Raw genomic sequence first — 22032 nt, forward strand, 5'->3', positions numbered from 1 at the left:
TCAGACGCAGACAGCAAGCTCCTAAACCGGTAGCTCGCCGTCGAAAATCTTGATCGATAACAGTATTACAACAACGGTATTACTGTGTTTCTGCTGCAACCTAAACGTTGCAACAGAAAAAGGCCGGCAGCGGGAAAACCCGCCGCCAGCCGTGGAAGCTTACGCAGCGCGTAAAGCCGTCAGCACAAGAATTACTTGAGCTCGACGCTTGCGCCCGCTTCTTCCAGCTTCGCTTTTGCTGCTTCTGCGTCGTCTTTGGACATGGCTTCTTTGATCGTTGCCGGAGCGCCGTCAACAGCGCCTTTAGCTTCTTTCAGGCCAAGACCAGTGATTTCACGAACGGCTTTGATGACGTTAACTTTCTTGTCACCAGCAGCAGTCAGAACCAGGTCAAACTCGGTTTGCTCTTCTGCAGCAGCTTCGCCGCCAGCAGCCGGGCCAGCCATAACAGCTGCAGCAGCTGATACGCCGAATTTCTCTTCCATTGCTTCGATCAGCTCAACAACTTCCATTACGGACATGTCGGCTACAGCATTGATGATATCGTCTTTAGACAGTGCCATTTTTCATTCCTAACTTTGCGGGAGCCTCGGTCGGCCGAGGACTCAGGATTCATTGCTCGGTTCAGGCAACGCAATCGGCATAGCGTTCACGCCGCCTGCAAAAAGGTCTGCTTACGCAGCTTCTTCTTGCTTCTGATCGCGCAGAGCGGCCAGGGTACGAACCAGCTTGCCAGCGGAGGCTTCTTTCATTACCGACATCAACTTGGCAATTGCTTCGTTGTAAGTCGGTAGGGTTGCCAGACGGTCGATGTCAGCAGCCGGGATCAGTTCGCCTTCGTAGGCCAACGCCTTCACTTCGAAGTTCTGCTCAGTTTTAGCGAACTCTTTGAACAAACGAGCGGCAGCGCCCGGATGATCGGTAGAGAAAGCCAACAGAGTCGGACCAACAAAGCTCTCGTTCAGACACTCCCACTGAGTGCCCTCGAGGGCGCGGCGAGCCAGCGTGTTACGAACAACACGAAGCTCTACACCATTCTCACGTGCCTGCTTGCGCAGATCGGTCATTTTACCGACCGTTACACCGCGAGAATCGGCAACTACGACGGAGAGTGCGCCCTTGGCCGCTTCACTGACCTCGGCAACAATCGCTTTCTTGCCTTCAAGTGCTAGTGGCACAGTGATCACTCCTTCGTGCCGGAGCCTTTTTAAGGCGCCGGAGGTTACCATCTCTTCCAAGCCTGCTCTAACCAGCACTGGAAGCCTTAGGGGATGGTGCTCACCAGAAAGCAATGTCGCTAAAAAGCTTCAACCAACTGGCGGCCACACCATCTGCGCAGGCGCTTTAGGCAATTAAGCCGCGTGAGATAAAAACATCCAGCGCGGCACCTGCGGTCTTTGACGGTGCTCCAGTAGGCTTACCTAACTAGAGGACCGCAAAGTTCTTGCTCGGTTCTTACTTAAACCTGTCGACGTCTGCTTATACAAACTCAGAGTGGTCGATAGTCAGACCTGGGCCCATGGTAGTGGACAGGGTGACTTTCTTAAAGTAAATACCTTTAGAGGAACTCGGCTTGAGCCTCTTAAGGTCAGCAACCAGCGCTTCCAGGTTGCCTTGAACAGACGCAGCATCAAACGTCACTTTACCCAGCGTCGTGTGGATAATACCGTTTTTGTCAGTACGGAAACGTACCTGACCGGCTTTGGCGTTCTTAACTGCGGTTGCAACGTCAGGCGTTACGGTGCCGACTTTCGGGTTCGGCATCAGGCCGCGCGGACCAAGAATCTGGCCCAGCTGACCAACAACACGCATAGCGTCCGGAGAAGCGATAACGACGTCAAAATCCATCACGCCTTTCTTCACTTGCTCGGCCAGCTCATCCATACCCACGATGTCAGCGCCTGCTTCTTTAGCAGCATCGGCGTTAGCACCTTGAGTGAAGACCGCAACGCGTACGTCTTTACCAGTACCGTTAGGCATGACGGTTGCGCCACGAACGACCTGGTCAGATTTACGCGGATCAACACCCAGGTTGATCGCGACATCAACAGACTCATTGAACTTAACAGTAGACAGCTCAGAAAGCAGTGCAACCGCTTCTTCCAGAGAGTACGCCTTGTTGGCATCTACTTTCTCGCGAATTACCTTCGCGCGCTTAGACAGTTTAGCCATGATCAGAGACCCTCCACGTTAAGGCCCATGCTACGAGCGCTGCCTGCAATAGTACGTACGGCGGCATCGAGATCAGAAGCCGTCAGATCCGGCTCTTTAGTCTTGGCGATCTCTTCAAGCTGCTCGCGAGTCACGGTGCCGACCTTCTTCTTGTTCGGCTCACCAGAACCCGACTTGATACCAGCGGCTTTTTTCAGCAGCACGGCAGCAGGCGGTGTTTTGGTAACGAACGTGAAGCTACGGTCAGAGTAGACAGTGATCACGACAGGCGTCGGCAGACCCGGCTCAATCTCTTGAGTCGCTGCGTTAAACGCCTTACAAAATTCCATGATGTTCACACCGTGCTGACCCAGTGCTGGGCCTACGGGCGGACTTGGATTGGCTTTACCTGCAGCTACCTGCAGTTTGATATAAGCCTGGACTTTCTTGGCCATGGTAAATACTCCAATTGGGTAATAGCGCCTTGCGGCTCCCCGGGACTAGCGAGACAGCCAACGGCTGCCTCTTACGAATTTACGACGTTTTCTTAACCTGCGCCCTACTCTTTCTCGACCTGAGAAAACTCAAGTTCGACAGGCGTGGCACGCCCAAAGATCAATACACTGACCTGCAAACGGCTCTTGTCGTAGTTGACTTCCTCAACCACACCGTTGAAGTCGGCGAAAGGACCATCGACAACACGCACCGACTGACCCGGCTCAAACATTGTCTTGGGCCGTGGCTTATCAGTTCCGTCTTTAACGCGACGCAAAATAGCGTCCGCTTCACGGGTCGTGATCGCAGCCGGTTTCTCTTTTGTTCCGCCAATGAAGCCCATTACACGCGGGGTTTCATTAACGAGATGCCATGTTTCGTCGGCCATTTCCATCTCGACCAGTACGTAGCCGGGATAGAATTTACGCTCACTCTTGCGGCGCTTACCGTCGCGCATCTCAACGACTTCTTCCGTCGGCACCAGAATCTCGCCAAAACGATCCTCCATACCGTGCATTTTTACGCGCTCAATCAGTGAGCGCATAACATGCTTCTCAAAACCGGAATAGGCGTGGACGACGTACCAACGTTTGGACATGAAAACTCCTAACCAATGACGCCGGACATTGCCCAGCCAAGAAGAGTGTCAATCAACCACAGCATCAACCCCACCACGAGAACCGCCACCAGAACAATCGCAGTGGTTTGAATAGTCTCGGGACGGGTCGGCCATACAACGCGCTGAATCTCTTTCTTGGCGCTTACGGCAAGCTCTGTTAAGTCGCGACCTTTAGTAGTGGCAAGTGCGATAAAACCTGCAAGCACACACAACACCACCACGCCCAATACGCGGTAGAGCAAGCCAATATTGGCGAAATAGGTATTACCAACGACAGCAACGACAAGCAGCGCTGTAACCACTGCCCACTTGAGCCCGTCATGGCGTGCCTGCTGCACCTCGTTACCGTGCTTTACAGAACCAGGCTTCATAAAACGAGACTCCTTGGGGTGCGGCTACAATAAAGGAATTCTGAAAAAAACATGCCAACCTGGGGAAGGTTGGCAGGCCAGGAGGGACTCGAACCCCCAACCTGCGGTTTTGGAGACCGCTGCTCTGCCAATTGAGCCACTGGCCTATCATCGCTGCACAGACAAACAAAAAGCCTACACAACAGCGGGCGCCATGATAGCGGAGAAACAACCACCTGACAACCCCACCCTGCATCGAACGCTCAAAATATGCAGCGCTCTACAGCAGAGACGAACTCAGAAACAAAAAAAGCGAGCTTCGCTCGCTTTTCTCGAAATATGGAGCTCATGGACGGAATTGAACCGTCGACCTCACCCTTACCAAGGGTGTGCTCTACCCCTGAGCTACATGAGCCAAATCACATCAACTGGAGCGGGCGGCGGGAATCGAACCCGCACCATCAGCTTGGAAGGCTGAGGTTCTACCTTTGAACTACGCCCGCGTAACCGCTGCCAGGATTACAAGCCGCTGCACGCCGAACGATAGACAATGCCCACTACCGGCTTTCATCCTACAACACCGGCAAACGCCGCTGCTGCTTAAATCTGGTGGAGAGAGAAGGATTCGAACCTTCGAAGCTTACGCGGCAGATTTACAGTCTGCTCCCTTTGGCCACTCGGGAATCTCTCCAGCGCTGGCGGCACATTATGCCAGCCTCCAAAACACTGTCAAGCTAGATATTTACTTAATTTATCGTAGCTTGCGATGCTAGCTGCCTTGGAACGCGCTGCATTCTGTCAAAGCAGCATAGAGAATGCAAGCCCTGCACGAATTTTTTCTAACGATACAGGCTCAGGCACACGCGGCGCACCGGACATCTTTCCTGCTCGTTCAGTGAAGGTAAGCGGAAAACTGGCCTCAAGCCCCCCATACACCATATCAGGCCATACCGCGTGAGGCACCTGTACGCCTCGAGAAACCACGCGTGCATCGCCACCTGTCAGCAGCACGGGTAGCGCAATGCCCTGCTGATCGCACACTTCGCTATAAATGCGGTTAATCGCGCTAACAGCCGCCATGTAAATCCCGTGATTAACCGCATCGACGGTGCGACGCCCAGGCTCCAGCAATGCGTCCGCCTCGCTTTCAGGATCAATCGCGACATTGCGGGTACCCAGCTTTAAGCTCTCTTTCATTAGCCGCAGCCCTGGGATAATAAAGCCCCCAAGGTGCACACCGCCAGGCAGCACAAAATCAATGGTAATCGCACTACCACAGTCGACCGCACAGCAGCCTCCGGCCAGTTGATATCCGGCAAGCGCTCCCATCCATCGATCGACCCCCAAACGAGAGGGCTCCTCATAGCCGTTAACAACGCCCAACGCTTCAGGTGTTGAGTGCGCCACATAGACATGGCGCACCTTGTGGCGCAGCAGCGTAACCGTCTCCTCCAATACAGCGGCCCGGGCAACGCTTGAAATACGTACGGCCTCAACTACATCAAGGTCTGGAATGTCCGCCCCCGGGCGCCACTCTTCGCGCGTCCAGACAGCACCGCGCGAGCGTATCTCACTACTTTCGGCATCCTTGAGCCGCCATTTCGACAAGGTATTACCGATATCCAAATCCAGAATCATAAGCGCCTGCGTACGCTGATCTCACCGCCTGCCAAGCGCCGCGAGTGCCCGTTTTCAGTAACCCATAAGTTACCGCTGTTATCGACGTCGCCTGCGATCGCATCGCTGACGCGCTCCCCTTGAATGATGCGCACCGGCGCGCCTGCATACGCATGGCGCGCATTCCACTCATCGCGCCATGCGGCAAAACCGATGTGTTCAAAATCTGCCAACATACTCAGAAGCCCCGCCACAACATCTGACGCCAACTGATTTCGCGTATGCCCGGCATGCACATCAAACAGCGCGGCTACCGGCTGGTCAATGGCGGCGCGCTGAGACTCGGTTAACGACAGGTTCATGCCCATGCCAATCACGACCTCACAAGGCCCCGCCGCATCGCCCGTCACCTCAATCAATATACCTGCCAGCTTGCTCAGCTCATCGCCTGCATCCACCATCAGAATATCATTGGGCCATTTTAGCTTGGGCGCAGCACCCAGTTGCTCAAGCACCTGAGACACAACCACGCCTACCGCAAGGCTTAACCCTTCAAGCGAGGCTACCCCCGCATCAAAGCGCCAGCCTAACGAGAGCATCAGACTTTGCCCCCACGGGGTCGTCCATACTCGCCCACGGCGACCACGACCGGCGGTTTGGAGTTCAACAAGGCACACTTCGCCATGCCCCGCACCCTGATTAAATCGCTGACGCAGATACTCGTTGCTTGAAGGCAACTGGTCTTCGACAAATAATCGCGTCAACAAATGGCGTGCCTGAGCAGGTAAGTGCTCAACAATCCTGGCGCCCTCCAATGGCTCAAGGCGGTGGGCTAGTCGATAGCCTCTCCCCTTGACCGCCACCAATTCCACGCCCAAGGCCTCCAATTTTTTTAGCTGTTTCCATACAGCAGCCCGCGAAACGCCCAGCGTTTCGCCTAATTGTTCACCAGAGTGAACATTGCCATCGCTCAACAAACGCACCAGGTTACCGATGGTCATGTGCTTGCCCCAACTGGGAAAACGCCTATCTTAACGGATGCACGTAGGAGGCGAAAACTGCCGCGTTTGGGTTATTGACTTAACGCTTTATTTGAGACAAGGCTGGTAGTCGACCATGCCGAGACCCTATAATGCCGCCCTATTTTCCCAGCAGGATCGCGTCGTGATCGAGAATCTTCGTAACATTGCCATCATCGCCCACGTTGACCACGGCAAAACTACCTTGGTAGACAAGCTGTTAAGTCAATCGGGCACACTAGACCGCAAGGCCGAAGGCCAAGAGCGGGTTATGGACTCCAATGACCAGGAGAAAGAGCGCGGCATTACGATCCTGGCCAAAAACACGGCCATTCAGTGGCAAGATGGCAATGGTACGGACTACCACATCAATATCGTTGACACCCCAGGGCACGCTGACTTCGGTGGTGAAGTAGAGCGCGTTATGTCCATGGTGGATTCAGTGCTACTGCTGGTTGACGCGGTTGATGGCCCAATGCCGCAAACCCGCTTTGTGACTCAAAAAGCGTTCTCTCAAGGCCTCCAGCCGATCGTCGTGGTGAACAAGATTGACCGCCCTGGCGCACGCCCTGATTGGGTTATCGACCAGATTTTCGATCTGTTTGACAACCTGGGTGCCACTGACGAGCAGCTCGACTTCCCGATCATCTACTGCTCGGCGCTCAACGGTATTGCTGGCATGGACCCTGAAGCGCTTGCCGAGAACATGGACCCCATGTTCCAGGCGATTGTAGATATCGTTAAGCCACCGCAAGTTGAAGTCGACGGTCCCTTCCAGATGCAGATTTCCGCACTGGATTACAACAGCTACGTGGGTGTTATCGGTCTTGGCCGCATCAAGCGCGGCAGTGTCAAGCCGGGCCAGCAGATCACCGTGATCACCAAGGAAGGCGCTACCCGCAAAGGTAAAGTCGGCCAGGTCATGACGCACATGGGGCTGGAGCGCGTACAAACGACCGAAGCGACCGCCGGTGACATCGTTTGTATCACCGGCATCGAAGATCTGGCGATTTCCGATACGCTGTGCGACAACAGTGCCATTGAAGCTCTGCCACCGCTTTCCGTTGATGAGCCGACCGTGTCCATGACCTTCCAGGTCAATGACTCGCCGTTCGCCGGTAAAGAAGGCAAGTACGTCACCAGCCGTAATATCAAGGACCGTCTTGATCAAGAGCTGATTCACAACGTGGCACTGCGCGTTGAACAGGGCGATACCCCTGAAAAATTCAAGGTCTCCGGACGCGGCGAGCTTCACCTGTCGGTACTGATCGAAACCATGCGTCGTGAAGGCTTCGAGCTTGCCGTTGGCCGCCCGGAAGTTATCATCAAAGAAATCGACGGCGTGAAGCAGGAGCCCTACGAAGAAGTCATCATCGACTGTGAAGAGCAGCACCAAGGCTCGATCATGGAAGAACTTGGCTACCGTAAGGGTGAACTGACCAACATGAATCCGGATGGTAAAGGCCGTGTTCGTTTGGACTTCATCATTCCTGCACGTGGTTTGATCGGTTTCCGTGGTCAGTTCCTAACCCTGACGTCCGGCACCGGCATCCTGACCAGCCGCTTTGACCACTACGGCCCGCTGAAGCCCGATGCATCTATTGAGCGTCGTAACGGCGTTCTGGTTTCCATGGTGGGCGGCAAGGCGCTGGCCTATGCCCTTTACGCGCTGCAAGAGCGCGGCAAGCTGATCATCGACCACGCCACCGAAGTCTACGAAGGCATGCTGATCGGTATTAACAACCGTGCCAACGACATGGTGGTTAACCCGACCAAGGGTAAAAAGCTCGATAACATGCGCTCCACCGGTAACGATGAAAACATCGTACTGACGCCGCCCATCAGGTTCACGCTTGAGCAGGCCATCGAGTTCCTGGATTCCGATGAGCTGGTGGAAGTAACGCCGAGCCACATCCGTCTGCGCAAGAAGCACCTGACCGAAAATGAGCGTAAGCGCGCTGGCAAGAAATAAGTCAGCAGAGCAAGCGCTCAACGCGCTCTAAAGCAAGACCGAAAGCCCGCCTCCGTGCGGGCTTTCTTGTATCTGGGGGCGCTCTTTTCAGGCGTTTGCGCCATCCATTGTCCCGCCGCTACTCTTTTTTAAAGCCCCGCCAAGTGCACCAGTAAACGCAGCCTAAACGCCTGGACGCTGGAAAGCGCACGCATTCTACCGCACAGTAGCTTGCAACTGGCGACGCCAGGGCTTTCTGCCAAACTACAATTCATACAGGCGTTTGGATACCGATCTTTGCCAATCACTTGCACAGGAACACTCTTTACATGAGTGGACACAACGTCTGGACGCACAAGGGTACTTTTCTACTGGCAGCGGTAGGCTCCGCCGTGGGCTTGGGCAATCTTTGGCGTTTCCCGTATTTAACCGGTGAAAACGGTGGCGGGGCGTTTATCCTGGTGTATGCCGTCACCATTTTGGCCGTCGGCATCCCTATCCTGATCGCAGAGACCATGCTGGGCCGCACCAGCCGTCAGAGCCCTATTATGGGCATGCGGCACTTAACCAAAACGCACAAAGCCTCGCGCGTCTGGGAGTTAATCGGCTGGCTGGGCGCGGCTTCGGCTTTTTTGATTTTAAGCTTTTACTCGGTCATCGCTGGCTGGGCACTGCACTACACCGGGCTCATGCTGACCGGCTCGCTTGTTGGTGCCGACGCGCAAACGATGGCGGCGAGTTTTGACGCACTGCTGGCGTCACCTTCCCTTATGACGCTGTACCACACGCTGTTCATTGCGGCGTCTGCACTAATTGTCAGCATGGGCGTTCATCGAGGAATTGAGACGGGCCTGCGCATTATGATGCCTGCGCTGTTCATTATTCTGACGGTAGTGCTTGCTTACAGCGTGATGAATGGCGATATACATGCGGCGGCGCGCTTTCTGTTGACCTTTAACATCGCGGACCTGAGCCTTGAGGGCTGGCTACAGGCCGTGGGGCAGTCCTTCTTTACGCTAAGCCTGGGGATGGGCGCTATTATGGCCTACGGCGCCTATATGCCCGGCGATGCCTCTCTTACGCGCACCGCCATTGGCGTGGCCGTAGTGGATACGGCGATTGCCATGGTGGCAGGGCTGGCGATTTTCGCGCTGGTATTTGGGGCAGGGCTTGAAACCGGCCAGGGCCCAGGACTGATGTTTGTGACATTGCCACTTGCCTTCGCTGAAATGCCGCTGGGGGCGCTGATAGGCGGCGTCTTCTTTATTTTAGTGCTGGGGGCTGCGATTAGTTCCTCCATCTCGCTTATCGAGCCCGTTGCCGCTTTTCTGGTCGAGCGATTCAACCTCACCCGGCCCCAAGCAGTCGTCATCGTGGTGGTGGCGGCTTGGGCAATGGGACTGCTCACCGTCGCAAGCTTTAACATCGGCGCAGAAGACAGCATTTTCCACCATCTATTTGGCCGCAGCGCCTTTGATGTTATCGAACTGTTGACCAATATCTTTATGCCGCTGGGTGGCCTGATGATTGCGCTATTCGCGGGCTGGGTGCTCACCCAAAGCGAAGTGATGAAAGAGCTGGATACTACCCATGCCTGGTTTATTAGCTGGCGGTTTCTAGTCCGTTTTGTTGCCCCTACCGCGGTGGCATTTGTCTTTTTACGCACTATTTCCCAGGTTGAGGGCTATATGATTCCTGCGCTTGGCGCACTGCTACTGGTCAGCCTCTTTGCGCTTAGCCAACGGCGCCAAAAACCGCGCTGATCAGCGCCCTACAATAAGATAACAACACAGACGACCGAATGGTCGCCTACTACATGAGGGCACTATGCATCCTCTTATTGAAGTACAGCAGGTGAACAAGGCGTTTGGTGGATTACAGGTGATTAACAACTGCTCCATTCGCGTCGAGAAAGGCTCAATCACCGGCATGATCGGCCCTAATGGGGCAGGTAAATCGACCCTGTTTAACCTGATCGCCGGCTCCCTGACGCCGGATAGCGGCCATGTGTTTCTCGACGGTGACGATATTACCGCGCTCAGCGCCAACCAACGCTTCCACAAGGGGCTTTTGCGCACCTTTCAGATTGCCCATGAATTTAGCCAAATGAGTGCGCTGGAAAATCTGATGATGGTGCCGCCTCATCAGGCGGGAGAAAGCTTATTCAACACGTGGTTTAAACCGGCACGGGTGCGCGAAGAGGAAGCGGCGGTCCAAAAACGTGCGCTTGAGGTCATCGAGTTTGTCGGCCTGCACCATGTACGCAATGAGCTGGCGGGCAACCTATCTGGCGGGCAAAAAAAGCTGTTGGAGCTTGGCCGCACCATGATGACGGATGCCAAGGTCGTGCTGCTTGATGAAATTGCCGCAGGCGTTAACCGTACCCTGCTGGGCGACTTGATCAGCAATATTGAGCGTTTGAATCGCGAGTTGGGTTACACCTTTTTAGTGATCGAACACGACATGGACATGATTGCCCGGCTATGCGACCCAGTGATTGTGCTGGCACAGGGGAGCGTGATGGTCGAGGGGCATATTCAGGATATTCAAAATAACCCTGCGGTGATTGAAGCATATTTTGGCACCGACGCTGCCTGATCAAATGCTCCGTATAAACAACAACAAGCCGCTTAAAAGCGATGCAGCGAGACACTTTTATCATGTCATTAACAACATCAACGACGCCACTGCTTGAGGCACGCAATGTGCACGGTGGTTATGGCGCCATGAACATTCTTAACGGGGTGGACATGTCGCTTTATGCGCATGAAGTAGGCGTTATAGTCGGACCCAACGGCGCCGGCAAGTCGACCATGCTCAAAGCCATATTTGGACTGTTAAACGTTAATCAGGGCGACATTTTGCTTAACGGTGAGCCCATTCATAACCTGGCCTCCAATAAACTTGTTGAGCGCGGAATGGGCTTTGTTCCTCAGGAGAAAAACGTTTTCCCAAGCCTTACCGTTAAGGAAAACCTGGAGATGGGCGCCTATCTCAAGCCTCACAACGTCAAACGCATGCTGGAGCAGGTATACGCGTTTTTCCCGCCACTGGTAGAGAAACGCCACCAGCCAGCCGGAGAGCTATCGGGCGGCCAGCGTCAGATGGTCGCTATGGGCCGAGCCCTTATGGCAGAGCCGAGCCTGCTGCTACTCGATGAACCCACCGCCGGGCTTTCACCGCTCTATATGAACGAAATTTTCGACCGGGTTAAGCAGATCAACGCGGCGGGCGTAGGAATTTTAATGGTCGAGCAGAACGCCAGGCAGGCGCTTGCCATTGCCGACAAGGGCTTTGTCTTGGCAGCAGGCCAAAACCGCTTTACTGACACCGGGGCAGCCCTGCTTGCCGACCCAGACGTGGCCAAGAGCTTTTTGGGCGGCTAGCCCGAGGGAATACGATGAACGAACTGATCTTTTTTATTAATAACGTGGTGATCGCAGGTAGCGTTACCGGCTCGATTTACGCAATTGGCGCGATTGGCGTAACACTGATTTTTAGCATCATGCGCTTTGCCCACTTCGCGCATGCCGACATGATGACCTTTGGTGCCTTTATGGTGCTTTTGCTGACCACGCTATTTCCTGCCGCTGGCGCCAGCATGGGCATCCCTACCGCACTTTTGATGCTACCTGTTGCCATGCTGCTGACGGCGCTACTGGCGGTAGGTATCGATAAGGCATTTTACAAACCACTGCGCGCGCATGGCGTTAAACCCATCGTGTTGGTCATTGGCTCTCTTGGCGTCACGCTGATGCTCCAGGGGCTTATTCGCCTGTTTGCAGGCACCGGCGGCCAGAGTTTGTACGTGGATGATCGCAAGGAAATTTTCCGCATCGCCGTGCCGTTTGAAGGAGTGCGCGCGCCGATTGTGATCACCGAACCGCAAATTTACCTGTTTGTCATTACCCTGGTGGCCGTCGTTGCCCTGCATCTGTTTTTAAACCGCTCACGGCTGGGCAAAGCGATGCGCGCAATGTCGGATAACCCGGAGCTTGCCCAGGCCTCGGGTATCAATACCAATACGATTGTGGCCGTCACTTGGGTCATTGCAGGCAGCCTGGCGGCGATTGCCGGCACACTGCTTGCCCTGGATGTAACATTCAAGCCCGATTTAAGCTTTTTCCTGCTGCTGCCTATCTTCGCTGCCGCCATTGTCGGCGGGGTCGGCCACCCCTACGGCGCAATTGCAGGCGGGTTTGTGGTCGGCTTTGCAGAAACCCTGGCCGTGTTTAACTGGAACGTGCTGCTGCGCCCCTTCCAGGACAGCTTCCCTGCCTGGCTGGAACTTCCCTCTAACCTGGCGTTTGTGGGTACCGAGTACAAAATTGTGGTCCCGTTTTTCATTCTGGTGGCCATTCTGGTGTGGCGTCCTACCGGCCTCTTTAAAGGCAAGGTGATCTAATGAGCGATTCAACCAACACCCGCAACCCCGCTTATACACCTAAAGACGCGACACCTGAGCGGCGCTTTCCTGTCCGCGAAGTGGTGCTGTTTGGTACGCTCCTGGTCGCCATTTTGGCGGTTTATGGCTTAATGGGCGCCGCCTACAGTACGCGCATGCTGGTTGAGGCGGCCTGTTACGCCATTCTTGCCTTGGGCCTGACCATTCAGTGGGGCTATGCCGGGCAATTCAATGCCGGGGTGATGGGCTTTGTGGCGCTGGGCGGTTTCTGCGCCATGCTGTTTAGCGTGCCCGTCAACGATGCCTTTTGGGGCACCGAACTGCCAGGCGAGCTTGGCCGTGTGCTGCTCTATGGCCTGGCAGCCACACTGGTGGTGGTAGGCGCCACTCGGCTTGACCGGCTGGGCGTTCCCAAAAAGCTGCGTACCCTGATTGCTGTTGTGCTCGCGGTCGTGCTGTATCTGGTGGTGATTAGCCTACTGCGCGATGTTACCAGCCAAATTCAAGCGCAGGCCGGGTTTGTGGGCGGTTTTGGCCTGCCTGCCTGGACCGGCTGGATCGTAGGTGGCGCCTTGGCAGGCGGCGTAGGCTACCTGATTGGGCATGTCTGCTTAGGCCTGCGCAGCGACTACCTGGCGATTGCCACGCTGGGCATTGCGGAAATTATTAAAGCGTTTTTGAAAAACTCCGACTGGCTGACACGCGGCACCGCCACGGTATCACCGCTCCCTTGGCCAACGCCCGGGCCGGCAGAGCTTGGCTTTACGCTCTCAAGAGCACTGTACCTGTCGATCACGGCCGTGGTGATTGCGGTGATTTTCTTTCTACTTCACCGGGCCTATCACGCGCCCTGGGGGCGCATGATTCGAGCGATACGCGATAACGAAGTCTCGGCGGCCGCCATGGGCAAGGACATCAACAAGCGCCGCCTGGAGATTTTTGTACTGGGATGCATTTTGATGGGTCTTGGTGGTGGCATACTGGGGACATTTAACAGCCTGTTTGACCCTCAAGGCTATCTGCCGCTTAACCACACATTTTTGGTGTTGGTGATGGTGATATTGGGCGGGCCGGGTAATAACCTGGGCACTATTTTCGGTGCCGTCGCGGTGTATATTATCTGGATTATGTCGGAGCCGTTGGCGCTCTTTTTGATGCAGTTGATCGTCAGCGTAGGTGAAAGCACGTTTGGCTGGGATGCACCGAACAATATGGATAGCCGCGCTCTGCAGGCACGGGTGTTGGTAATCGGCATGTTGATAACCCTGGTGCTGCGCTTTGCGCCTAAAGGGTTGCTGCCCGAAAAAATCACCCATCACGGTTGATGGCAAACTGTCCAAAAGGCTGTCACAAGGGCTGCCCCAAGGACCTTCTTAAAAACCTGCCTAGGAAAAAGCCCCGGTGCAAAACACCGGGGCTTAAATGACGTATCGATCCTGATTAAACGGCCTCGCTAAAGCGCTTATAAATCTACCTGCCCTTTGCTGGTAAATTGGCCATCTTCAATCACCATTTCCACGACGACGCCAGGCACATCACCGTATTCATCAAAATCGTGGGCGCCTGAGGCACCTTCGTAATTGATCTCGGTGCCCGCTGCGATTAGCTCGACGGCCTTCTCCCACTCACCCGGTAGAATCACTTCGCCCGGCGCACTGGAAACGCTGCGCAGCGCATCGACCAGCCCTTCGCGCTCGGCGCTGCCGTTTTGCTCAATAGCCAGCGCCAGCAAGAAAGCGGCATCATACGCCTGAGCGGCAAACACCGCGCTGGGGTCAAAGCCTGCGGTTTCAGCGGCCTCGTTGAAAATAGGCGTACCGGGAAGGTCCGGGCTGCCTGGGCGCGTGGCTATCATGCCGTCCAGCACGTCTGCACCTATCGCCTCGACCAGGCTATCGCCGACCATGCCGTCAGCGCCCACATACTGGGTAAACATGCCGCTTTCATACGCCTGGCGAAGCACGGTTTGACCAGAGGTGTCAGCATAGGCCAGCACCACCAGCGTATCGGCGCCACCGGCAGAGAGCGAGCCCAACTCAGAACGGTAATCAGCGCGGTTATCTTCATGGGCAAGATTTTCGGCAATCTCGCCGCCACCGGCTTCAAACGCTACGCTGAACGCATCAGAAAGCCCGCGCCCGTAGTCGTTATTGACATAGGTCACCGCCACGTAGTCGATACCTTTATCAAGCAGCAGCTTGGCCAGTATCTCGCCCTGGAACGCGTCAGAAGGCACCGTACGGAAGACCAAATCGTTGTCATCCAGCTCGGAAACTGCAGGCGCCGTCGAGGCAGGTGAAATCATTACCACGCCACCCGGGATCGCCGCGTTATTGGCCGCAGCAATCGTCGCCCCGGTGCAAAGCGCCCCCACAATCGCGGTGACCTGCTCAGAGTTGACCATGCGGTCAGCCGCGTTCGAGGCCGCCGAGGCATCAGCGCAGGTGGTATCGCCCGAAGGCATTACCAGCATTTGGCCATCCAGAATGCCGCCCTGTTCGTTAACCTGTTGGACGGCAAGCTTCGCCCCTTCAAAGATAGGCGGCGTAAGACTTTCTATTCCCCCGGTAAAACCACCAAGGAAGCCAATTTTCACTTCTGCCTGGGCCACACCCGTTATGGCAAATGCAGAGGCCGCAACGGCAGTGGCTAATGCGCGCTTATTGATCATATTATTTGTCGCTCCCAGTGAGATAACCCGTCCTGCGCTAGCGCGCAGAAACTTCCTCTAATCTGGAACCACAACGTTGAAAACACAAGCAACGCTTTCTAACGCTACTTTGATGTTTATCGACGACGCGCTGTATCTACAACCAGCGTTACAGGCATTAAAGCACCGCCATCTGTAAGAGCAGTACGCACAGCATTAGCCAACCCAGCCACCGCCTGCATCCTTTACTCATGGCGGCTATTACCAAGCCGCTGATTTTGTTGTTTACGCTGTCGATTCCGGCGGTACACGCGCACCAGTGCAATACTTAGCGCCGCTGCTAACATGAAGCCCAAGGTGAGTCCTTGCCAGGGCCGTGCCGCACTTTCCAATAGCGTCTCTAGCGTGATGATAACGATCAGGCCCAACGCCTGAGAACCAATAGCCAGCGCGCGCAGCACGTCAAAGGCGGGTTGTGACATAGTCAGTCTCCGTAATTTTCAACTCACGTGGTATGGTCTCGTAGTGTACCTGCTTATCGGAAAGACCATGAATGCCATCGCCCTTGGGCCGCTATTGATTTCATTACCCAGGTTATACGCCATCGGCTGTGCGCTGCTGGTGTTACTGTCGGCACGTTACTTACTGCGCCTACCACCGCCGCTTTTAAATCGCTGGTTCACCGGGCTAATCCTTGCCTGGTTAATCGGGGCGCGTATCGCGCACATTACGCTTCACCTGGAGAGCTATAGTGCCAATCCGCTTGATGCGCTTAAAGTCTGGCAACCGGGGTACCACGGCATCGGCGGATTATTGACCGGCTTGCTATGGACAGCCTGGACGCTTCGCAAGCGGCTTTCAGCGTTACTCGGGGGCACCGTCATTCTGCTCAGCGCCTCGGGTCTATGGCTTATGCTGGTATCCCTGTCGCCCTTGGGTAGCGCATCTGCCGTGAGCCAATTACCCGAGACTCGCTTGGAAAACGTAGACGGCACCGAGGTGTATCTGCCCGACCTGGCGGAGGGCAGCGGCCGGGTGATTGTTAACCTATGGGCCACCTGGTGCCCGCCCTGCCGACGCGAAATGCCGTTACTCGAAGAGGCTGCCCAGCGCGAAGGCGTGAGCGTCGCAGTAGTCAACCAGGGCGAAGATTTGTTGCCTATCGTGCGTTATTTGGACGCAGAAGGATTGGATTTTACCCATGCACTGCGCGACCCAGGCCAAACGCTGATGGCCCTGTTTGAAGCGCCCGGACTACCCACCACGGTGCTTTTTGATGGCCAAGGCAATACCTTAGACATTCACGTTGGCGAGCTTACCCGCGCCCATATTGAACGCTGGTTGGAAGATTGACGCCGATACACCTTAATCCCCCGGCGCCTTTGCGTTAGAATCCCCCGCCCTACCGCTGCTGATGGCGTGCCCTCGGCAGCGTATGACCCGTTTTTGTAGACTTCCCCGAGGCATCATGAGCGATTTTTCACCCGGCCAGCGCTGGATTAGCGACGGAGAAGCCGAGCTTGGGCTTGGCACCGTGCTTAACTGCGACTTCCGTAGCGTTACCATCTTGTTCAGTGCCAGCCAGGAAACCCGAACCTATAACACGCGCCAGGCGCCGTTGACCCGCGTGATGTTCGGCAGCGGCGATCGGGTGCTGTCGGCCGATGGCTGGCAGATGACCGTTGATGACAGCAAAGAGTCTCACGGCCTGATTACCTATATCGGTGAGGACAGCGAAGGCACGCCGCGCGAGCTCCCTGAAGCCAAGCTTGCCGACACCATGCAGTTTGATCAGGCGCGTGATCGCCTGTTGACAGGCCAGGTAGACCGCAACGACTGGTTTGATCTACGCTTTCGGACGCTGCACCATCACCAGCGCATCGAGCAGCACAGCGCCCTGGGCTTTGCTGGGCCGCGCATCGATTTGATCCCGCACCAGCTGTATATCGCCGACGAAGTGGCTCGTCGTCATGCGCCGCGCGTGCTTCTGGCGGATGAAGTAGGTCTGGGAAAAACCATCGAAGCCGGGCTGATTCTGCACCGTCTGCTGCTGACCGGCCGCATTGAGCGGGCGCTTATATTGGTGCCTGACAGCCTGACCCACCAGTGGCTGGTGGAGCTCCTTCGCCGCTTCTCGCTGAATGTCAGCCTGCTTGATGAGCATCAAAGCCAGGCCCACGGCAGCGCCAACCCGTTTGAGAGCGCCCAACTGGTGCTGGCAAGCCAAGGCTGGCTGTTTGCCAATATTCATCGCCAGGACCAGGCGCTGGCCAGCCGGTTTGATCTGCTGATTGTCGATGAAGCCCACCACTTGGACTGGAGCGCCGAGGGTAGCGGCCCAGGCTATCAATGTGTTGAGCAGCTCGCCGCAGAAATCCCCGGCCTACTGCTGCTTACAGCGACGCCTGAACAGATGGGCATTGAAAGCCACTTTGCCCGCCTGCGCCTGCTGGATGCCGAACGCTATCACGATCTACAGCGCTTCAAAGACGAAGAGCGCCACTACACCGCTGTAGCAAGCGCCATCGATGCCCTGGATGCGCTGCCTGCCACGCCGGACGCCCGTGCCCCGGTAGATGCCGTCGCCGACGACCGCGACAGCCAGGCGCTGCTGGCAACGCTGTGCAACGCTGAAGCTAGCACAGAGCAGCAAGATGCGGCCCGCCATCAACTGCGCGACGCTTTGCTTGATCGCCACGGTACGGGGCGGGTGATGTTTCGCAATAGCCGCCGCCATGTCGGCGGCTTTCCCGAGCGCCGCCTGCACCTTTCCTCGCTTGAACTACCCTCCGCGTATCGCCGCGTGCTGCGCCGCCTGGAGCGTGATGACGACTACCTGGACGAGCTGCTGATTGAAACCGGCATGGATCACCCGGATGTATTGATCTACCCGGATGCCATGTACCGTGAACTCCGCAACGATCCGCTCAACGGTGAAGCCTGGTGGCATATCGACCCACGGGTTAACTGGCTGCTGGATAAACTCAGCGACGATAGCGAAACAGGCTTTGCCAACGACAAAGTATTGGTCATTGCCCACCACCGTGAAACCGCCGAAGGCTTGGCCGAAGGGCTACGCATATTGGGCGGCTATCAGGCGCCGGTCTTTCATGAAGGGCTATCGCTGGTTGAGCGTGACCGCGCCGCCGCCGCTTTTGCCGATGAAGAAGAGGGCGTGCAGGTACTCGTCTGCTCGGAGATTGGCTCAGAGGGACGCAACTTCCAGTTCTGCCGCCACTTGGTCATGTTCGATATGCCCCAGCACCCTGACCAACTGGAGCAGCGCATTGGCCGTCTGGACCGTATCGGCCAGAAGCACGCCATTGAGCTACACGTGCCCAGCTTTATTGGCAGCCCCGGCGAGCGGCTGCTGCGCTGGTATAACGAAGGCATGGATGCGTTCAGCGCCCCCCATGGCATCGGCAGCGACCTATACGAGGCCTTTGGCGACGCGCTTGCCGATGCGCTTCTCGACGATGAAACGCTGGATGAAATCATCGTTGAAACACGGGAAATGTTTACCGCCAAGCTGGCCGAACGTGATGCCGGGCGCAACCGCTTGCTGGAACTTAACGCCTGTAGGCCAGCACGCGCACAAGAGGTGATTACCGCTGTACGCGAGTTGGATGAAGATACCGCACTCCCACGTTATGTAGAGCGGGCGCTGGATGTATTTGGCGTGGACAGCCAGGAGATCGGCAAAGGACTTCTTCACTTGCAGCCTAGCCAGCATATGCTGGACGGATTGCCTGGTCTGGTGAAAGGCGAAGAGGGCTTTACTGCGACCTATAGCCGTGCCCAAGCGCTTGCGCGGGATGATATTCAACGCCTTTCGTGGGAGCATCCGTTGCTGCGCGAAATGATGGAGCGCATTCTGGACGGCACCATGGGCAACACGGCCCTGGCACTGCTGCGTCACACGGCTATCCCTAGCGGGCGATTAATGGCGGAGCTTGTCTTCCGTACCCACTGCCCGGCGCCGAAGTCACTGCACCTTAACCGCTTCTTGCCGCCCACCGCCGTACGCGTTCTGCTGGATGAATCAGGTGCTAACCTGACCAGCAAAATCTCGTTCACGGGGCTTGGAAAAAACCTGCAAAAGGTGAATAAATCGCTAGCGCGGGATCTAATTAAAAGCCGCCACGACCAGTTACGTGAGCTGCTTATTCAGGGCGAAGGCGAGGCAGAACGTGAGCTGCCCAGCATTGTAGAGGCCGCTGAAACGCGCATGCGCGCCCAGCTGGATGCCGAGCTTGCCCGCCTAACAGCGCTAGCCGAGCATAACCCCTCGGTACGCGCTGAAGAGCTGGATGCCCTGAAGCAGGAGCGCCAGGCGCTGAGCGAGGCCATAGAAAATACTCGCCTGCGGCTGGACTCCGTTCGGGTCGTGATTACCGTTGACCCCAACGCCTAAGCGCTCAATCTCGCCTTAATATGTCTGCCAGCGCCTTATCGAGTGTTGGGTACTGAAATTCAAACCCCGCCTCGATAAGGCGCGCCGGGCGCATGTCAGCCCCGGTTAGCAGCAGCCGAGACATTTCCCCCAGGCCTGCTTTTAAGACAAAAGCAGGCACGGGGAATATGGCCGGGCGGTTAAGCCGTTTGGCTAGCGTTTTGGAAAACTCGGCATTAGTGGCTGGGTGCGGCGCACTGCCGTTAAAGGCGCCATTAAGGTCCTCTTTTTCCAGCAGGAACACAATCGCATCCACCAGATCCTCGCGATGAATCCAGGGCATATACTGCTCGCCACTGCCAAAACGTCCGCCTAACCCTAGCTTAAACGGCGGCAGCATTTTCTGGAGTGCTCCACCTCCTACATCCAGCACCAGCCCCGTTCGTAGAAGCGCCAAACGTACGCCGAGCGCTTCAACAGGCTTTGCGGCCGCCTCCCACTTAACGCATAGCCGGTGGGCAAATTCATCGTGCGCTGCGGTGTCTTCGGTAACGACACTCTTACCTTGATCACCGTAGTACCCCATGGCCGAGCCACTTACCATGACGTTGGGCACAGCCTGCCCATTGGCCTGAAGCTCTTCACATAGCGTAACGAGCTGGTGAGTCATATGGGTGCGTGACTGAATAAGCGTCTCTTTTTGCGCATCACTCCACCGTTTGGCAGCAATCGACTCACCGGCCAGGTTAACGATTGCCTCGGGCGGCGCCTCTAAAAAGTCAAGCACGCTGTCGCGAATATCGCACTCGCGAGGCAGCTGCTTACGCGCTTTCTGCGGGTCTCTTGATACCACTTGTACGGTATGTCCTTGGCCTTGCAACGTTTCACAAAGGCGTTTCCCGACAAAACCGCTGCCTCCGGTGACTAATATACGCATGGTGTTGCTCCTATTGTGACGCCGCGCAAATACGCGCTAGCCACGCGCTTGCTTCTTCATCAGGCATAGCAGGCCATTCCCAGCACGGCAAACATTCAGGCTGGCTTACTACTCACTAATGTAGCGTTAAGCACACTACCTATACACTAACCGCACTTAAACATTCTCAAGGATAGCTTTGGTAGTATCTATGTAGAAGTTGACAGCAATATAACCCTTGGTTATAGGAACATAATAAGTCAGCCAGCCCAGTAACATCATACACTTAGGCCCGACTTGACGTTTCACCAAGACCTCCTGTAAAGACAAAGGTTGTACCTGATAGCGACAAGTTGTACAAAGAGAGCTACGATAGCGCGTTATTTTTATGTTTATTCAAGCGACACAACATGGATTGTGAATCATTTTTGCCCCAGAGAATGCAAATAGCCTTTTGTATCCTGCGGCTTCAGACGACCAAGAGGCACAGGCGCCCATGAGTATCAAGGCGACCCACCCACCCGATACCCCGCTCTATCCGATCCGGGAAGTCTCCCGTTTAACGGGTGTGAATTCGGTCACCCTGCGCGCTTGGGAGCGTCGCTACGGTTTGATTCGCCCGAAACGTACACCTAAAGGGCATCGCTTATACGCCCAGGATGATATCACCCGCATTGAACGTATTTTGCAGTGGCTCAACCGTGGCGTTCCCGTTAGCCAAGTCGTTGACCTGCTTGACCAGCCAGAAACGGTAGAAGCCCCCACGCCCAATGCTGGCGACTGGATTAGCCAGCGTCAGCAGCTGCAGTTGGCGATAGAAGCAATCGACTTACCCAAGCTGGAGACGCTTTATTATCAGAGCCTGGCCCTGTACCCGCTAAGCACAGCAGTTAGCGAGCTTTGGCAGCCGGTCATCCTGGCACTGGAAACCAAGTGGACGATTCAGCCAGACATTTTGGCACGGCGGACACTTGAAGCCTTTTTACGTAGTCAAGTGGGCACACGCCTTCATTACGCGAACCAGGCCACGCGTGGGCCTTTATTGCTGCTGACTGCCATGCCCGACGATCAAGGCCCTCTATGGGTATTAATGGTCGCCTTGATGGCCAGTGAACAGGGTTACCGTATACAGATGTTTGATCACACGCTGCCTCTTGAAGCATTGCCCCAAGCGGTGACACGGCTACATGCCTCAATGGTGCTGCTAACGAGCGGCCAACGAGAAAGCGATAGTTATATTCATACGGCGCTACCCAATGCAGCCGAGGCGCTTAGCGTTCCACTGGGTATATGCGGTGAAGTCGCTCGGCTGCGTGATAGCGAGCTGCGTGACAGCCCCGTGCATACGCTAGGTGACGAGCTCCCCCAAGCCATTGCACGACTGCGCCCATTGCTACGTGAGTCTGGCGTTTTATAGACCATTTAACACCTCGTGCCAGCGATGGACTTTAAATGTCGTTAGATGA

The 22032-nt window shown here is 55.8% G+C and carries 20 protein-coding genes and 4 tRNA genes; 9 read left to right on the forward strand and 15 right to left on the reverse strand.

All coding sequences use genetic code 11. The annotated features are described in order from the left end of the window. Positions 1-191 precede the first annotated feature (191 nt). The 12 genes from rplL to CZ787_RS10780 form a co-directional block, all read right to left on the reverse strand. The gene (rplL, locus tag CZ787_RS10725; RefSeq protein WP_087108966.1) at positions 192-563 is read right to left on the reverse strand and encodes a 50S ribosomal protein L7/L12; all 372 of its coding nucleotides are present in this window, start codon (positions 561-563) and stop codon (positions 192-194) included. Positions 564-674: 111 nt separating this feature from the next. After that, entirely contained in the window at positions 675-1178 is a 504-nt protein-coding gene (gene rplJ, locus CZ787_RS10730; RefSeq protein ID WP_018917742.1) for a 50S ribosomal protein L10, read from the reverse strand. 301 nt (positions 1179-1479) lie between these two features. Further along, on the reverse strand, positions 1480-2172 hold the full coding sequence (gene rplA / locus CZ787_RS10735) for a 50S ribosomal protein L1 (protein WP_087108968.1): 693 nt from the start codon (positions 2170-2172) through the stop codon (positions 1480-1482). A 2-nt stretch (positions 2173-2174) separates the two neighbouring features. Further along, complete coding sequence (gene rplK / locus CZ787_RS10740) at positions 2175-2606, reverse strand: 50S ribosomal protein L11 (RefSeq protein ID WP_018917744.1); 432 nt, start codon at positions 2604-2606, stop codon at positions 2175-2177. Positions 2607-2710: 104 nt separating this feature from the next. Further along, positions 2711-3244: a transcription termination/antitermination protein NusG gene (gene nusG / locus CZ787_RS10745; RefSeq protein WP_087108970.1), complete on the reverse strand. Its 534-nt coding sequence runs from the start codon at positions 3242-3244 to the stop codon at positions 2711-2713. A gap of 8 nt (positions 3245-3252) precedes the next feature. Then, positions 3253-3636: a preprotein translocase subunit SecE gene (gene secE / locus CZ787_RS10750; RefSeq protein ID WP_087108973.1), complete on the reverse strand. Its 384-nt coding sequence runs from the start codon at positions 3634-3636 to the stop codon at positions 3253-3255. Positions 3637-3706: 70 nt separating this feature from the next. Next, positions 3707-3782, reverse strand: a tRNA-Trp gene (locus tag CZ787_RS10755). A 173-nt stretch (positions 3783-3955) separates the two neighbouring features. Continuing rightward, positions 3956-4030, reverse strand: a tRNA-Thr gene (locus tag CZ787_RS10760). Between the two features lie 14 nt (positions 4031-4044). Next, positions 4045-4118, reverse strand: a tRNA-Gly gene (locus CZ787_RS10765). A 104-nt stretch (positions 4119-4222) separates the two neighbouring features. Next, positions 4223-4306 (reverse strand) — tRNA-Tyr (locus CZ787_RS10770). A 107-nt stretch (positions 4307-4413) separates the two neighbouring features. Then, complete coding sequence (locus CZ787_RS10775; protein ID WP_087108975.1) at positions 4414-5253, reverse strand: type III pantothenate kinase; 840 nt, start codon at positions 5251-5253, stop codon at positions 4414-4416. Beyond that, positions 5250-6233 (reverse strand): biotin--[acetyl-CoA-carboxylase] ligase, encoded by a 984-nt coding sequence (locus CZ787_RS10780; protein ID WP_087108978.1) that lies wholly within the window; start codon positions 6231-6233, stop codon positions 5250-5252. Before CZ787_RS10780 ends, CZ787_RS10775 begins: the two co-directional genes overlap by 4 nt. Before the next feature lie 115 nt (positions 6234-6348). Here CZ787_RS10780 and typA point away from each other — a divergent pair, with 115 nt between their 5' ends. From typA to CZ787_RS10810, 6 genes are all read left to right on the forward strand, one after another. Next, positions 6349-8223 (forward strand): translational GTPase TypA, encoded by a 1875-nt coding sequence (typA, locus tag CZ787_RS10785; RefSeq protein ID WP_225733776.1) that lies wholly within the window; start codon positions 6349-6351, stop codon positions 8221-8223. 308 nt (positions 8224-8531) lie between these two features. Beyond that, positions 8532-9965 carry a sodium-dependent transporter gene (locus CZ787_RS10790; RefSeq protein ID WP_087108982.1) on the forward strand — a complete coding sequence of 478 codons (1434 nt, stop codon included), beginning with the start codon at positions 8532-8534 and terminating at the stop codon, positions 9963-9965. 64 nt (positions 9966-10029) lie between these two features. Then, positions 10030-10800 carry an ABC transporter ATP-binding protein gene (locus CZ787_RS10795; RefSeq protein WP_087108984.1) on the forward strand — a complete coding sequence of 257 codons (771 nt, stop codon included), beginning with the start codon at positions 10030-10032 and terminating at the stop codon, positions 10798-10800. Between the two features lie 62 nt (positions 10801-10862). Further along, on the forward strand, positions 10863-11588 hold the full coding sequence (locus CZ787_RS10800) for an ABC transporter ATP-binding protein (RefSeq protein WP_087108986.1): 726 nt from the start codon (positions 10863-10865) through the stop codon (positions 11586-11588). A gap of 14 nt (positions 11589-11602) precedes the next feature. Beyond that, positions 11603-12607: a branched-chain amino acid ABC transporter permease gene (locus CZ787_RS10805; protein ID WP_087108988.1), complete on the forward strand. Its 1005-nt coding sequence runs from the start codon at positions 11603-11605 to the stop codon at positions 12605-12607. Beyond that, the gene (locus tag CZ787_RS10810) at positions 12607-13932 is read left to right on the forward strand and encodes a branched-chain amino acid ABC transporter permease (protein WP_087108990.1); all 1326 of its coding nucleotides are present in this window, start codon (positions 12607-12609) and stop codon (positions 13930-13932) included. The genes CZ787_RS10805 and CZ787_RS10810 overlap by 1 nt, the downstream gene beginning before the upstream one ends. Positions 13933-14069: 137 nt before the next feature. Here CZ787_RS10810 and CZ787_RS10815 read toward each other — a convergent pair whose 3' ends face one another. Together CZ787_RS10815 and CZ787_RS10820 are read right to left on the reverse strand one after the other, a co-directional pair. Next, positions 14070-15278 (reverse strand): ABC transporter substrate-binding protein, encoded by a 1209-nt coding sequence (locus CZ787_RS10815; protein ID WP_087108992.1) that lies wholly within the window; start codon positions 15276-15278, stop codon positions 14070-14072. Positions 15279-15502: 224 nt separating this feature from the next. Continuing rightward, positions 15503-15739, reverse strand: a complete 237-nt coding sequence (locus CZ787_RS10820; RefSeq protein WP_087108995.1) for a hypothetical protein — start codon at positions 15737-15739, stop codon at positions 15503-15505. Positions 15740-15806: 67 nt separating this feature from the next. On the opposite strand from CZ787_RS10820, the gene CZ787_RS10825 reads away from it, so the two are divergent. Both CZ787_RS10825 and rapA read left to right on the forward strand, forming a co-directional pair. Then, positions 15807-16610, forward strand: coding sequence for a TlpA disulfide reductase family protein (locus CZ787_RS10825; protein ID WP_087108997.1), 804 nt, complete (start codon positions 15807-15809; stop codon positions 16608-16610). A gap of 115 nt (positions 16611-16725) precedes the next feature. Next, positions 16726-19671 (forward strand): RNA polymerase-associated protein RapA, encoded by a 2946-nt coding sequence (gene rapA, locus CZ787_RS10830; RefSeq protein ID WP_087108999.1) that lies wholly within the window; start codon positions 16726-16728, stop codon positions 19669-19671. Between the two features lie 4 nt (positions 19672-19675). Here the strand turns inward: rapA and CZ787_RS10835 are convergent, their stop codons facing one another. Continuing rightward, positions 19676-20587 carry a TIGR01777 family oxidoreductase gene (locus CZ787_RS10835; RefSeq protein WP_087109001.1) on the reverse strand — a complete coding sequence of 304 codons (912 nt, stop codon included), beginning with the start codon at positions 20585-20587 and terminating at the stop codon, positions 19676-19678. A 475-nt stretch (positions 20588-21062) separates the two neighbouring features. On the opposite strand from CZ787_RS10835, the gene CZ787_RS10840 reads away from it, so the two are divergent. Continuing rightward, positions 21063-21983 carry a MerR family transcriptional regulator gene (locus CZ787_RS10840; RefSeq protein WP_087109003.1) on the forward strand — a complete coding sequence of 307 codons (921 nt, stop codon included), beginning with the start codon at positions 21063-21065 and terminating at the stop codon, positions 21981-21983. Positions 21984-22032 lie beyond the last annotated feature (49 nt).

The sequence above is a fragment of the Halomonas citrativorans genome (assembly GCF_900163645.1).
GTDB classification, from domain to species: domain Bacteria; phylum Pseudomonadota; class Gammaproteobacteria; order Pseudomonadales; family Halomonadaceae; genus Vreelandella; species Vreelandella citrativorans.

Excerpts from the sequence above, each read along its gene's own strand:
- rplL (WP_087108966.1), bottom strand. The coding sequence starts at position 563 with ATGGCACTGTCTAAAGACGATATCATCAATGCTGTAGCCGACATGTCC.
- rplA (WP_087108968.1), bottom strand. The coding sequence starts at position 2,172 with ATGGCTAAACTGTCTAAGCGCGCGAAGGTAATTCGCGAGAAAGTAGAT.
- rplK (WP_018917744.1), bottom strand. The coding sequence starts at position 2,606 with ATGGCCAAGAAAGTCCAGGCTTATATCAAACTGCAGGTAGCTGCAGGT.
- nusG (WP_087108970.1), bottom strand. The coding sequence starts at position 3,244 with ATGTCCAAACGTTGGTACGTCGTCCACGCCTATTCCGGTTTTGAGAAG.
- secE (WP_087108973.1), bottom strand. The coding sequence starts at position 3,636 with ATGAAGCCTGGTTCTGTAAAGCACGGTAACGAGGTGCAGCAGGCACGC.
- CZ787_RS10775 (WP_087108975.1), bottom strand. The coding sequence starts at position 5,253 with ATGATTCTGGATTTGGATATCGGTAATACCTTGTCGAAATGGCGGCTC.
- CZ787_RS10780 (WP_087108978.1), bottom strand. The coding sequence starts at position 6,233 with ATGACCATCGGTAACCTGGTGCGTTTGTTGAGCGATGGCAATGTTCAC.
- typA (WP_225733776.1), top strand. The coding sequence starts at position 6,349 with ATGCCGAGACCCTATAATGCCGCCCTATTTTCCCAGCAGGATCGCGTC.
- CZ787_RS10790 (WP_087108982.1), top strand. The coding sequence starts at position 8,532 with ATGAGTGGACACAACGTCTGGACGCACAAGGGTACTTTTCTACTGGCA.
- CZ787_RS10795 (WP_087108984.1), top strand. The coding sequence starts at position 10,030 with ATGCATCCTCTTATTGAAGTACAGCAGGTGAACAAGGCGTTTGGTGGA.
- CZ787_RS10800 (WP_087108986.1), top strand. The coding sequence starts at position 10,863 with ATGTCATTAACAACATCAACGACGCCACTGCTTGAGGCACGCAATGTG.
- CZ787_RS10805 (WP_087108988.1), top strand. The coding sequence starts at position 11,603 with ATGAACGAACTGATCTTTTTTATTAATAACGTGGTGATCGCAGGTAGC.
- CZ787_RS10810 (WP_087108990.1), top strand. The coding sequence starts at position 12,607 with ATGAGCGATTCAACCAACACCCGCAACCCCGCTTATACACCTAAAGAC.
- CZ787_RS10815 (WP_087108992.1), bottom strand. The coding sequence starts at position 15,278 with ATGATCAATAAGCGCGCATTAGCCACTGCCGTTGCGGCCTCTGCATTT.
- CZ787_RS10820 (WP_087108995.1), bottom strand. The coding sequence starts at position 15,739 with ATGTCACAACCCGCCTTTGACGTGCTGCGCGCGCTGGCTATTGGTTCT.
- CZ787_RS10825 (WP_087108997.1), top strand. The coding sequence starts at position 15,807 with ATGAATGCCATCGCCCTTGGGCCGCTATTGATTTCATTACCCAGGTTA.
- rapA (WP_087108999.1), top strand. The coding sequence starts at position 16,726 with ATGAGCGATTTTTCACCCGGCCAGCGCTGGATTAGCGACGGAGAAGCC.
- CZ787_RS10835 (WP_087109001.1), bottom strand. The coding sequence starts at position 20,587 with ATGCGTATATTAGTCACCGGAGGCAGCGGTTTTGTCGGGAAACGCCTT.
- CZ787_RS10840 (WP_087109003.1), top strand. The coding sequence starts at position 21,063 with ATGAGTATCAAGGCGACCCACCCACCCGATACCCCGCTCTATCCGATC.